The 13,048-nt window shown below is 38.2% G+C and carries 14 protein-coding genes and 1 riboswitch; of the genes, 11 read left to right on the plus strand and 3 right to left on the minus strand.

Translation table 11 applies throughout. The features are described from left to right. The first annotated feature begins 136 nt into the window (after positions 1-136). From N3I35_19425 to N3I35_19435, 3 genes are all read left to right on the plus strand, one after another. The gene (locus tag N3I35_19425) at positions 137-1,855 is read left to right on the plus strand and encodes a methyl-accepting chemotaxis protein (GenBank protein MCX8132252.1); all 1,719 of its coding nucleotides are present in this window, start codon (positions 137-139) and stop codon (positions 1,853-1,855) included. A 167-nt stretch (positions 1,856-2,022) separates the two neighbouring features. Further along, positions 2,023-2,400: a RidA family protein gene (locus tag N3I35_19430; protein MCX8132253.1), complete on the plus strand. Its 378-nt coding sequence runs from the start codon at positions 2,023-2,025 to the stop codon at positions 2,398-2,400. A 77-nt stretch (positions 2,401-2,477) separates the two neighbouring features. Then, positions 2,478-2,592: riboswitch (THF riboswitch) on the plus strand. 211 nt (positions 2,593-2,803) lie between these two features. After that, the gene (locus tag N3I35_19435) at positions 2,804-3,331 is read left to right on the plus strand and encodes a folate family ECF transporter S component (GenBank protein MCX8132254.1); all 528 of its coding nucleotides are present in this window, start codon (positions 2,804-2,806) and stop codon (positions 3,329-3,331) included. Between the two features lie 102 nt (positions 3,332-3,433). Here N3I35_19435 and N3I35_19440 read toward each other — a convergent pair whose 3' ends face one another. After that, positions 3,434-3,886: a hypothetical protein gene (locus tag N3I35_19440; protein MCX8132255.1), complete on the minus strand. Its 453-nt coding sequence runs from the start codon at positions 3,884-3,886 to the stop codon at positions 3,434-3,436. A 757-nt stretch (positions 3,887-4,643) separates the two neighbouring features. On the opposite strand from N3I35_19440, the gene N3I35_19445 reads away from it, so the two are divergent. Continuing rightward, positions 4,644-4,925, plus strand: a complete 282-nt coding sequence (locus N3I35_19445; protein ID MCX8132256.1) for a hypothetical protein — start codon at positions 4,644-4,646, stop codon at positions 4,923-4,925. A 50-nt stretch (positions 4,926-4,975) separates the two neighbouring features. On the opposite strand, the gene N3I35_19450 is transcribed toward N3I35_19445, so the two are convergent. Together N3I35_19450 and N3I35_19455 are read right to left on the minus strand one after the other, a co-directional pair. After that, positions 4,976-5,545, minus strand: a complete 570-nt coding sequence (locus tag N3I35_19450; GenBank protein ID MCX8132257.1) for a chromate transporter — start codon at positions 5,543-5,545, stop codon at positions 4,976-4,978. Next, positions 5,542-6,096 carry a chromate transporter gene (locus N3I35_19455; GenBank protein MCX8132258.1) on the minus strand — a complete coding sequence of 185 codons (555 nt, stop codon included), beginning with the start codon at positions 6,094-6,096 and terminating at the stop codon, positions 5,542-5,544. Before N3I35_19455 ends, N3I35_19450 begins: the two co-directional genes overlap by 4 nt. Positions 6,097-6,315: 219 nt before the next feature. Here N3I35_19455 and N3I35_19460 point away from each other — a divergent pair, with 219 nt between their 5' ends. The 7 genes from N3I35_19460 (at position 6,316) to secA (ending at position 12,834) form a co-directional block, all read left to right on the plus strand. Then, positions 6,316-7,674 carry an amino acid permease gene (locus N3I35_19460; protein MCX8132259.1) on the plus strand — a complete coding sequence of 453 codons (1,359 nt, stop codon included), beginning with the start codon at positions 6,316-6,318 and terminating at the stop codon, positions 7,672-7,674. A gap of 103 nt (positions 7,675-7,777) precedes the next feature. Then, positions 7,778-7,903, plus strand: coding sequence for a hypothetical protein (locus N3I35_19465; protein MCX8132260.1), 126 nt, complete (start codon positions 7,778-7,780; stop codon positions 7,901-7,903). Between the two features lie 36 nt (positions 7,904-7,939). After that, positions 7,940-8,278, plus strand: coding sequence for a hypothetical protein (locus N3I35_19470; protein MCX8132261.1), 339 nt, complete (start codon positions 7,940-7,942; stop codon positions 8,276-8,278). A gap of 312 nt (positions 8,279-8,590) precedes the next feature. After that, positions 8,591-8,881: a YerC/YecD family TrpR-related protein gene (locus N3I35_19475; protein MCX8132262.1), complete on the plus strand. Its 291-nt coding sequence runs from the start codon at positions 8,591-8,593 to the stop codon at positions 8,879-8,881. Positions 8,882-8,936: 55 nt separating this feature from the next. Beyond that, a complete protein-coding gene (locus N3I35_19480) occupies positions 8,937-9,368 on the plus strand; it encodes a hypothetical protein (GenBank protein MCX8132263.1) in 432 nt (143 codons plus the stop codon). A 62-nt stretch (positions 9,369-9,430) separates the two neighbouring features. Further along, positions 9,431-9,997 carry a DUF5317 domain-containing protein gene (locus N3I35_19485; GenBank protein ID MCX8132264.1) on the plus strand — a complete coding sequence of 189 codons (567 nt, stop codon included), beginning with the start codon at positions 9,431-9,433 and terminating at the stop codon, positions 9,995-9,997. Positions 9,998-10,101: 104 nt separating this feature from the next. Beyond that, a complete protein-coding gene (secA, locus tag N3I35_19490) occupies positions 10,102-12,834 on the plus strand; it encodes a preprotein translocase subunit SecA (GenBank protein MCX8132265.1) in 2,733 nt (910 codons plus the stop codon). The last annotated feature ends 214 nt before the right edge of the window (positions 12,835-13,048 follow it).

Consider the following 13,048-nt stretch of genomic DNA (forward strand, 5'->3'; position numbering starts at 1 on the left):
AAAATTATGTTAATTTATCGATTGCAATATTGTTAACTAATCTTAGAAAAACTATAATATATATAAATAATATTTAGTGTACATAATAACAGACAGCTTTTATGCACTAAAATTCTCATACAGGGGGAAGTCAGCTATGAAGTGGTTTTATAATTTACGTCTTGTAGTAAAAATATCAATTCTCTCTTCAGTATTTATATTATTTATACTTGTTTTGGGAGTAATGGGTATAGGGGCAGTATCCAGGGAGAATGACAACCTCAAATCCTTAAATAACGGCCGTCTGCTTCCAATGTATGATTTGAGTGAAGCAAAATCTCATTTGATGGAAATTCGTCTTGCTGTACTGACACATGTTTTGAATGATGATGCCGGCATAAAAAAGCAGCAGGAAGAATTCATAGCAAAAAATGATCAGGAATATCTGGAACATATCAAGGTGTATAAAGCTACTTACCTGGTAGACGCTGAGAGAAACGGCCTGAATACATTGGAGAATGCTTATGAAAGCTATAGCTCTGTAAGAGAAAATGTACTTAAGTTTAGCACGGAAGGCAAAAAGGAGGAATCTCTCAAATTAGCCAATAGCGAAGGAATAGCAGCTTTTGTAAAAGCAGTCAAGGTATTGGACGAGCTGATAAATACACAAATTACGGAAGCAGAAAAACTTTATACAGCCAGTGAGGAAGAATATGACAACATAATGAGAGGTTTTCCAACTATTATTAGTATATGCCTGATAATGGGCATAGCCTTGTCCTTTATAACCTTAAAAGCGATAGTAGGACCTGTCAGGAAGGTTACCAGGAGGCTTGATGAAATAGCACACAACGGGGGAGACTTAACTCAGAGGATAGGAATAGACAGTAAGGATGAGATCGGGCAATTGAGCAAATCATTTGATCAATTTGTCGGAAGCCTCCAATTCATAATAAGGGATGTTTCATTATCTGCAAAAACCATGCTGGAATCAAGCAAACAGCTTTCATATGCTTCGGGAGAAAGCAATAAGGCTATGGAACAAATTGCACAGGTAGTAAACAATATAGCAGGGGGGACTTCCGACAATGTAGCTGTCACTGAAGAGACTACGGCAAGTCTCACTGAAGCAGCAAGATTCTCTGAGTCTACGGCGTTAATAAGTAAAAAAACAAATGAGAACAGTATAAAAGTTATGGAAGCTGCTGAGGCAGGTGCACAGCAGGTAAGTGAAATTGCCGTTTCCATGAAAGATATTGCTGGATCGTCAAAAGAGGTTGCTGCTGTAATTAATAACCTGAATCATTCATCAATAAAGATAGGTGAGATTGTTCAACTGATAAACAATATTGCAGGGCAGACAAACCTTCTGGCATTAAATGCAGCTATAGAGGCTGCCAGGGCAGGGGATGCAGGAAAAGGGTTTAATGTAGTAGCTGAAGAGATACGAAAACTTGCCGATGAAAGCAGCAGGGCAGCTAAAGATATCGTAGAGCTGATCAAGGAAAACAGGATTGAATCGGAAAACGCAGTCGAAACAGTAAATGAAGTTGACAAGATGGTTGGTGTATGTGCGGAAAAAGCTTACGAAGTAAAAGCGAATATTGACAACATTATTAACAATATAAAAAATGTTACTAAGCAAATTGGTGAGATAAACAGGGATGTTGAAAAGCAGGCGATAATCACCGAGGAAATAACCAAAGCTATGGGAAATATAGCTTCAAATGCAAATGATATGGCAGCAGGAACGGAAGAAATGAGTGCGAGCATAGAAGAACAGGTAGGTACTATGGAAGAGTTGGAAGCCACGGCTCATCAGCTCTCTGAGGTTGCAGACAAGCTGAATAAAATAACCTCAGGATTTAAAGCCTGATATATCTGGCAAAGACTTTTAAAAGTGCGGAGTGTATGGGAAATACTATACATTCCGCACTTTTCTACTTGCCCTGTTTTTACCGCATGGATATAATAGGTTTAATGATATTTTTAGTTAATATACATATGATTAAAGAAAAGAATTTTCAGAGAGGAAGGTATCAAATGAAGGAGATAATTAATACGAATAAGGCCCCGGCTGCTATAGGTCCCTATTCACAGGCTGTAAAAGTCGGCAATGTTGTCTATACCTCAGGCGCAATTCCGGCGGATGCTGTGACAGGTCAGATAGTCGGAAGTGGAATTACAGAGCAGACAGAACAGGTTTTAAAAAACCTGACAGAAGTTTTGAAGGCCGCAGGCGCAAGTTTGAACAATGTTGTCAAAACAACGGTGTTTATTAAGAATATGAATGATTTTGCGGCAATGAATGAAGTGTACGGAAGGTTTTTTACCGGGAAATATCCTGCCAGGTCTACCGTTGAAGTTGCAAGGCTTCCGAAGGATGTACTGGTGGAAATAGAGTGTATTGCGATAATATAGTATGTTGATTTTTGCTAGGTATTAAAGTAAAATAGCTATATTGTAATCCGATTGGTTAGTATATATATCGGATTGCGGGCAGAGTAGGAGATTGCGCGTCAAGTGCCAGATGGACGGGAAGTTGCCACTGGACGAAAAATTCTTTTGATTATGATACAAGAATTTGCGGTGCAGTTTTCGCATTCCGCTGCCACAAAAGGGAAATAAAGTCTTCACAAGGGATTATAATCATCTTCCTTTCAGAAGTAACACTCATTATTGAGTGCTCTCTTTATGTGGCTTTATCTGTAAGTAGAGCATATGGGATTTATCCTTTAGAATTCCATCAGAATGTGTTCTGCTGAGAAAGACCATTTTTGAGTATGTGTCTTTCAGGTCATATAAGGGGGGAGGAGGTGATTTCATGAATAAAGTAAGGGTTTTGGTAGCTGTAAGTCTGTTGATTTCCATAGAGGTAATGCTTACCAGGTTTTTAGCAATAGAAATACCCCCGAGTATGCCAATAGTGAGAATAGGCTTTGGTTTTTTACCGATAGCACTTTCTGCGATGCTGTTTGGGCCTGCAGTTGGAGGTATCACAGCTGCTATGGCTGATGCAATAGGTGTTTTGCTGTTTTCAAAAGGAGGCATGCCTTTTCCGGGCTTTACTTTCAGCGCTGCCTTAACGGGAGCGGTTTATGGCATTTTTCTTCATAAAAAGCCTTTTTCGGTTGTGCGTACAATATTTGCAGTATTAACAATACTAATTGTTGCTGATCTTACACTCAATACTCTATGGCTTACAATAATAACGGGAAAAGCAGCTGCGGCATTATTACCGGCAAGATTGATAAAGAGTGCAGTGATGTTCCCGGTACAGGTAATACTGATACAAAGTCTCTGGAGATTGGCTGGTTCCAGTATAAGTAAAAGATATGTAAAAGAGGCGTAAAGACCGTATGCACCAGTCGAGATTCCGCATTTGCCGTGGTTGGATCAGAATATAGCAAATCAGAATAGTTTGTAAATTCAAAGCCGGGGTAACGCCCGGCTTTTACAACGCGTTATGTATAAAACCTGTTATTTTTTTAAGTGGTATACATGCTATAGAACCTGGGTAGAAGATTGAAAAAGAAGGTGTGCACATGGAAAGACTCCATATCCGGGCTTGTGCGGAAAGGTGCTTTGGACAGTTTTGACATACATAAAAGAGTGGATAAGCAGGAGGAGAACTTATCCTTGTTAGTAGTCTGATGTATGAACTGTTTGAACTGATTAATACTCCTGTAAATCCCAGACTGCATACTCCTCCTCCACATACGTATACAGTAACCGTACTTCCGGTATATTTGGATATGTGATTTGATAGAAGCTCACGGGGATCGATATATGCATGTTCATGGCAAACTTTTTCAGCAGCAGCTCCGGTCTTGGGTTCTTCAGCAATACATGTTATGTTTTTTCGCTGTCTGTTTTTCTTTACAGTTCTACTAAATATGTTAAACATTAATACCACCATCTAAAAAAGGATTTCCTAGTATAAATTATTTATAGATTACATGATTGTTACAAAAGATATGAGATAATAAAATTATCAAGATAAGTCAGTATCCCGGGAGCCGGATTTGCTAACCGGGATACTGACTTATCTTTTTGCATGAGCAGCTGAAAATTAGCTATAAGTGGTGTTAGTAAAGGAAGTAGTAGAGAAAGACCTGTTCTTTGTATAATCTATTGTAAAAGGTATAATCATATATGTTATTACGCTATGCAAACAGAACTGACTTTAGTTGGCTGCCGGGCTTTATTTGACACACCCGAAACTACCAAAAAGCCTTCTCTTGTACTTTTGTTTCATTTACTACTTCCTTTTAAAGTGTTGCACTTATAAAAGGATTTTAGTCACATGCAGGACCTGTGCAGCCCCAGAACAGGAGTAAGAAAACAAGGATAAAGAATAAAATAGTTGAGTCGTTGAAAAATCCACCACCGCATCTGTTGTCACCCATAATGGCACCTCCTTGAATTTGGTATGTTTCACATAAAAACCATCCTCCTACATGATATGCATTTTTGGTATTATGGTGATAACTTAACAGATTGGCATTGTAATTAATTTGGAGTAAGCAAGCATAAATTTATATAACTTTCAAAGAAGTAATATAAATCTTTTTTGGTTTAAAAGTGAAACTATAATTTGTTTCCTTAATGTAAATACTAATAAGCATATAAAGTTGAAAAATCGCTTGGAACAGGGAGGAAACATGGAACGAAAGCATATGGATTTTGAGCCGACTTTTAATATTGAGAAGATATCTTTTGAAAATGTAAGCAAAGAATTCGAAAGCAAGTTTAAAGACCGCTATAGCAGTGCACTTGCTTCAATATCTGACGGCAAAGACAAACTTACAAATGCCAGCGGAGCTAATTCACTTGGTATACTTGAAAAAATGGCGCAACACATGGAGTATTTTGACGAGAAATCTGATTTTGAGGATAGCTATCATAAAATGTTAAAGGAGTATGAACCATTTATTGAAACATAATGTTCTTAGCAGATACGCGTAAGTAAAAATTTATGCGTATCTGTTTCCCTTTATAGTATGAATATTCCAAGAACTCCCGCAAATATAGTCAGTGGAATAGGACCTATTTTGAACTTTTTTGTACAAATGATTGTAATAATGAAGATAATAACGGCAGGGATATTAATAAATCCAGACGGGTTATTTTTAATATTCTGAATAGATAAAGTACTGCTAAATATTGAGGACTGTGATAGGAAAATAACCGCTGAAGCAATCATGCCGACAGTTGCAGGACGTATGCCGGAAAGGACACCTTGGACAATTGGGTTAGTCTTAAACTTGTAGAAGAAAGCAGATATTATAAGTATAAGTATGAATGAGGGAAGTGAAACACCTATTGTAGCGAAGACCGAGCCCCAAAAGCCTGCAGACTTATAGCCTACATAAGTGGCGGCATTGACTGCTATAGGGCCGGGCGTCATCTGTGACAAAGCTACAATGTTTGAAAACTCCCTTTCGGATATCAGGCTTAATTGTTTTATTTCCTGATAAATAGGGGAAAGCATGGCATAACCTCCGCCAAAACTGCAAAGGCCAACCTTAAAAAATATATAAAATAATCTTAAATATTCCATCATCGACTTCCACTCCTTCTTTTCAGATACATAACATAGCCTGCAAATCCGCTTAAAATAACTATAAAAATTGCATGTATACCCAAAAGTGCAATAGTGATGAAGGAAAGAAGGGCAATTATATACCCGGATTTGCCGGTAACAGCTGATTTGCCGAGTTTAAGTGCGGCAAGAAGTATTAATGCTGCGGAAGCGGCACGTATACCTTCAAAAAATTTGTTTACATGTATATTGTTTTCGAATCCGGCTAGAATCAATATTATAGCCAGTATTGATATGAATGCGGGAAGTATTACTCCAAGAGCGGCAAAAACAGCACCACTGAAGCCAAGAACCCTGTTGCCTATGAAAAATGCAGAGTTTATAGCTATCACTCCGGGTACTGATTGTGATATGGCAAATATGTCAAGAATATCTTCTTCAACTAGCCAGTTCTGTTTTTCCACTACCTCTTTTTGTATCAAAGGGAGCATTGCCATACCCCCTCCAAAAGTAAATGATCCTATCTTGAAAAAAATCCAGAACATTTTACAGAGTTTTGTAAATCTCTCCATTTATATTACTCTCCTGCAACAACAGCTTTTTCCCGGTAATTATAAACTTCTGGTTTTCTGATGTCAATGATTGCTAACTGTTTTATTTATTATTTCTCAACAATAAATAAATAATATTATTGACTACTGATATATAAATATATATTTTATGCAGCATGAAGTACATTAGGGCATTTTCCTTTAAATAGCGCAGCAGGTCGTGATGGGGGATGGATAAGATTGGGACAGGATAAAAATAAAAAGGTGGGCTTTGACAGAAAGCATCTCATAGTTATGGCTTTGGGGAATATTATCGGCTCAGGTATTTTTCTAGCCAGTGGGGCAGTAATTTCTGTAGCAGGGCCGTCTGCTATCATAGCATATGCCATAGGCGGGGCAATTATGATGCTTGAGGTGCTTTTCATAACTGAGATGTCTATTGTCAATCCTGCTCCAGGTTCATTCAGGGTGCATGCTACAGAAGTATTCGGTAACGGAGTCGGGTTTGTAAACGGATGGATGTTCTGGTGCAGCGGGGTATTGGGTATGGCTGGTGAGGTAACTGCAGCTGCTATCTTTAGTTCCTTCTGGTTTCCGCAAATACCTCTATGGATATTTTGTATTATTTATACTTTACTCATGACATGTGTCAATTTCCTTGATGTAAGAGGACTCAGCAAGATTGAAATGTGGCTGGCTTCGACAAAAGTATTAACACTGGTTATCTTTATAGTTTTTGGATTATTTGTACTGTCGGGAGTACTGCCGTTTGAACTAAAAGGAATATCCGCCAATTTCCAATCCATTGAGGGTTTTATGCCTGGGGGTATCAAGGGCGTTTTGGCATCTATGCTTTTGGTGTTGTTTTCATATACAGGGACTGGAATTATCGGGCTTGCAATTGCAGAAACTAATCAACCGGAAAAAAACGTCCCTTCTGCAGTGTACATAATCACTTTTTCTATAAACATCCTGTATGTTCTTTCTATATTGTTTATTCTGTTAATGTCGCCATGGAAAGGAATATCTTCTGCTGAAAGCCCTTTTGTCCTTATTATGCAGAGTATGGGAATTGCTTTTGGAGGGACTATAGTAAATTTCATAGTGCTTACTGCATCTCTATCAGGTTTGAATTCTGCAATGTATAGCGCATCAAGGATGTTGTATTCTCTTGGCAGGGATAAACAAGCACCTTCCTTTTTTGAAAGAAAGAATAAATTAGGAGTACCATACTTTGCTGTAGGGATAAGCAGCCTGGTTCTTATATTTACAGCTGTATTATCTTATATGGTACCTGATAAGGTATTCCTGATTTTGACAGGAGCAAGTGGCTTCACAGCTATGCTTAACTGGCTGACTATTTCGGTAACACACCTGTTCTATAGAAGGAAAGTTATGAGAGAATGCCCGCAAAAACTAAAATACAGGGTAAGGGGATATCCTTATGTTTCAATACTTGCAATTCTGCTGATAACAGCAATACTACTTACATCTCCGCTGTTTCCCGGACAGATATTAAGTCTTCTTGGAGGTATTTCACTCATTGTAGTTTTGGCATTGATATACATTGTACTTAAGTATATGAAAGTTGTTAAGTAGAGGTTTCTTTTTTATGTAACAAACATATAAAAAAATAATATAATACTAATAGAATTGCCGGAGCTTGAAATACCGTTGCATGTTGTCTGAAGGGGGAAAAATAATGTCTGTAAGTGAAGATGCCAGCCATAATCTGCTGTTTATTATTGTAACAGTGCTGTTTTTTCTTTTTGCTACAGGTACTGCTGTACCCGGTGAAGTACCGGCCAAACCGGTAATCGTTGCATAATCAGATCAGTAAGTTTGAATCCAGGGGGGGCTTCTTGTGTTTTCACCAGAACATCTTAACCCGTTTGTGAAGGAAATAATGTCAAGATTAACAGGTCAAAATTCTGGAAATGGCTTAAACAGCACAAAAAGCAATTCCGGCAACCAGAGTGACAAGCCATGTATAAATATAACCCCATCACAGGCGTTGGTAATAGCAGGTATTATAGGAGGAGTGCTGGAGGTCACTTCGGTACTGGTAGATAAGGATCAACTTGTACAAATAATACTATCCGGGTCACTGAAAAGAAAGACTGAGCTTGAGAAAATTCTGGATCAGATAGGCTCCATGCCATTTGATGATGTAATGAAAGCGTTATTGGAAAGACTTGCTTAAGTTATGTTTCACTTCTTACTGTTTTATGCAATTTAGATGTTCATTATCCAGGAAAATGTGTCGGGTATGTAAACAATTTGAAGAGTTCTTGACTGATTTCAAAAAAGCTGATATTGTAATTTCTGAAGGATTTAGAAATTCTAAATATTCAAACAAACAGATAACTGTGTTCCTTATAGGAGCGGGTATACCCGGATTATTAAATGGCAATTGTACTTTCAGGGTATAAATTAGTATTACTTGTCATATTGATTTTTCCGTTAATACGGTAGTATTAATATAATTGCCTTATCTGTGGGGAGTGAAGCAGATATGAATTCTAAAATTAAAGATGAAGTTACAGATAAATTATTTGAAGCCATTTTATTGTTAAAGGATATGGATGAGTGTTATAGTTTTTTTGAAGATATATGCACGGTTCCCGAAATAAAAGCTCTTGCACAGAGACTTGAAGTAGCCAAAATGCTCAGAGAAAAAAAGACATATACTGAAATAGGGGACAAGACAGGTGCTAGTACTGCTACCATCAGTAGAGTGAACAGATGCTTGAATTATGGAGCAGATGGCTATAAGATGATTTTGGACAGACTTGAAGACAAATAGGATTTACCTTTATAAATAGATATGAATTTAGAGAACTTGATTGGGGAAGGTATACATGTTCAGAAGGTTATTCATAAGTTTGATCATACTGTCAGCGTTGACAGCAGAGGGTATTGTAAATGCCCCGTGGGATTTTTATAACCTTTGCCTGTATGTAAATAATCAAAGCAGCTTGCCTGAAAGTGCTGATAATAATCAGATAGGGCTGGATTTTACGAAAGAGACAGCAGCTGCTTTTTCAAGAACAAGCCTTGAAAACAGGCTTTTTTTGGAATCAGGCATAATAGAACAGCTAAAAATAAATATTACATTTAAATCTATACTTAAGGAAAGCTATTCAAAGTCATGTTCCGGGAAAACAACCATAAATGCGGAACATGGTTTGTCATACCCTTTTATAAATTCACATCTTACTTACAACCCGGGATCTGAGAAGGAAATCATTATCAAACAATCCGACATATCTCCACCCAAAAGCGCCATCTGAATATTGAATTTTTCTGATAAAGCCGCTCACAGCTCTAATGCTTAATAATGCGAGGTGGTTTGATGCTGTATGTATTGATGATTTTATCAGGAATACTTTTGGGTTTGCTTACGGGAGGTAAGTTATCTAATCTTGTTGAGTTCAAACTTGAAAAAGCCTGGATAGTAATGTTGGCATTTATACTGCTGGTAACTGTACGTATAGCAGGTATGAAATTTTATGTATTGAATGAGTACGCTATGATTGCGAATGGCCTGGTCGCTATAATATTGTTTATCGGACTTTGGTATAACAGATATTACGCCGGTATATGGCTCATAGGTGCAGGAAGTTTTATGAATGCTCTTATAATACTGTTAAATGATGGAAAGATGCCTGTGGGTGTGAAGGTTGCTTTAAAGGCAGGTGTAGTACCCGAGATTGTCAAATCTGATATACGGCACTTTGTTTTTTACAAAAGTAGTGAAGTAAAGCTTTCTTTTCTGGCGGATGTGGTTTATCTGCCGGGGTTTATCGGATATGGCATGCCTATTGTCAGTATAGGTGACTTAATCATTGCAGCGGGCTTAGCGGTTCTGATGATGCAGATCGTAAGAAACAAAAGAGTTGGAAATCCGACCGTACAGTAAAAACATAAGAATTATGTTTGGTAAACTATGGTTTATTATCGGGAATTCCAGTAGAAATATAAAATGTGTTAATAATTGACATATATCGAATGGAGGATTTTACAGTGAAAAAGATTATTGAGAAAATTATAGGAAGTTATAGTGACAGAGAGCTAAAAAGAATAACGCCCGTTATTGATCAGATAGAGAGCTTGGAGCCTAATATTAAGGAGTTGAGCGATGAAAAGCTTAAAGCAAAAACACAGGAATTCAAAAAGAGGCTTGCAGAGGGTGAAACACTTAATGAAATACTTCCTGAAGCCTTTGCTGTTGTAAGGGAAGCATCCAGAAGGGTATTGGGCATGAGGCATTTCCGTGTGCAGCTGATAGGTGGTATGGTTTTGCACCAGGGAAGAATTTCCGAAATGAAAACAGGAGAAGGAAAAACTCTGGTTGCTACACTTCCTGTATACCTTAACGCGCTGGAAGGTAAAGGTGTTCATGTAGTAACTGTTAATGATTATCTTGCAAGACGTGACAGTGAGTGGATGGGCAAAATATACAATTTCCTTGGTTTGTCGGTAGGCCTTATTGTCCATGATATGGACAATGAGGAGAGAAGAGCAGCCTACAACTGTGATATAACTTATGGAACAAACAATGAGTTCGGCTTTGATTATCTTAGGGATAATATGGTTATTTACAAGGAAGAGATGGTACAGAGAGATCTTCATTATGCGATTGTGGATGAAGTTGACAGCATCCTGGTAGATGAAGCCAGAACTCCTCTTATTATCTCGGGTGCAGGAGATAAATCCACCGATATGTACAAACGGGCGAATTCATTTGCCAGCAGGCTGAAGGCAAAGGTTTATACTCAATCCGATGATAAGAAACATGATGATGACCTGGAAGAGGACTATATTGTTGATGAAAAAGCTCATACAGCAACCCTGACTGCCAAGGGTGTGGCAAAGGCAGAACAGTATTTCGGAATAGGTAATCTGTCGGACCCTGAAAATATGACGATTCTGCATCATGTTAATCAGGCGATAAGAGCTCATGGCCTGATGAAAAAGGACAGGGAGTATGTTGTAAAAGATGGTGAAATAATCATAGTTGACGAGTTTACAGGGCGTCTCATGTATGGAAGACGTTACAGTGACGGTCTGCACCAGGCTATAGAAGCAAAAGAAGGTGTAAAGGTTGAAAGAGAAAGTAAAACACTTGCTACCATCACATTCCAGAATTACTTCAGGATGTATAAAAAGCTTTCGGGTATGACCGGTACTGCTCAGACAGAAGAACAGGAATTTCAGACTATCTATAAACTGGATGTCATTGTTATACCTACAAATATGCCTATGGTGAGAAAAGATCATCCTGATTGCGTGTATAAAAATGAAATGGGAAAATTCAATGCTGTAATAAACGAAGTTGTAGAATGCAATAAAAAAGGTCAGCCTGTTCTTATCGGAACAATATCAATTGAAAAATCCGAGCTGCTAAGTACAATGCTCAAGAAGCGTGGGGTACAGCATCAGGTATTGAATGCAAAATACCATGACAAGGAAGCTGAAATTATAGCACAGGCCGGTAAATATGGTGCAGTTACAATTGCAACGAACATGGCAGGCCGTGGTACCGACATTGTGCTGGGTGGAAATGCTGAATTTATGTCAAAACAGGAGATGCGTAAACAAGGGTTTTCTGAGGAACTTATAAGCCATTCTACAGGCTTTATAGAAACTGATGATGAGAATATACTGCAGGCTAGAAAGACTTTCAGAGAGCTTCATGACAAGTTCAAGCAGATAACAGGTGCTGAGCGTGAGAAGGTTGCTGCGGCAGGAGGACTTCATATTATCGGTACTGAAAGGCATGAATCAAGGCGTATTGATAATCAGTTGAGAGGGCGTGCAGGGCGTCAGGGAGACCCAGGTGAATCGAGATTTTATATTTCCCTGGAAGATGACCTTATGAGACTTTTTGGCTCTGAAAGGCTTACCAACATAGTAAATATGCTGGGACTTGAAGATGACCAACCGATAGAGCACAGAATGCTTTCAAATGCTATTGAAAATGCTCAGAAAAAGGTTGAGGGCAAAAATTTCGATATAAGAAAGCATGTTCTTCAATACGATGATGTAATGAATAAACAAAGAGAGATTATCTATGCGCAAAGGCGCAAAGTCCTTGATGGAGAAAACCTTAGCGATTCTTTCATTAAAATGCTGGAAGGAATTGCTGATAGCATAATAAAGATGTTCTGCAGCGAAAACCAATATCCTGAATTCTGGGATTGGGAAGGTATGATCAGCTATGCTGAGGGTGTACTTGTTCCCCGCGGTTCACTTAATTTGAGTGATGAAGATAAGCAGAGCATTACTAAGGAAGAGCTGAGAGAAAAGTTTATTTCCATAGCGACAGAAGTATATAAGGCCAAAGAAAATGAGTTTGGTCCGGAACTCATGCGTGAACTTGAAAGAGTTGTACTACTTAGGATTGTAGATCAGAAATGGATGGATCATATAGATGCCATGGACCAGCTAAAGCATGGTATAGGTTTGCGTGCATACGGACAGCGGGATCCTGTAATAGAATACAAGTTTGAAGGTTTTGAAATGTTTGAGGAAATGATTAAGAACATACAGGAAGATTCGGTGAAGATGGTGTTGAATTCTCATATAGATTCAGAAAATGCACCTCAGCGTGAGAAGGTTGCTGAACCTATTACAGCAAGTCACGGTGATGAAGGGCCCAGAAAGCCTGTAGTAAAGAATGACAGGGTTGGACGTAATGATACATGTCCTTGCGGAAGCGGCAAAAAGTATAAGAAATGCTGTGGAGCGAACTAACAACGAGCCTTTGAGCTTAATCCAGACAGATCCAGGCTCGCTAACTTCGGTTCACAAGAAAAATGTACGAGGGCTGAAAAGCTATTAATAGACATAATCATAAGTTGATGATAAGATAAAAGAAGCACAATTAACTTAAAAGGTAGTATTGAATATAAAACAAAGATTAAGTATATACTTAATCTTTGTTTTATGTGAATAAGAGAATTGCTGG

The sequence above is a fragment of the Clostridia bacterium genome, assembly GCA_026414765.1.
Lineage (GTDB): Bacteria > Bacillota > Clostridia > Acetivibrionales > DSM-27016 > SKW86.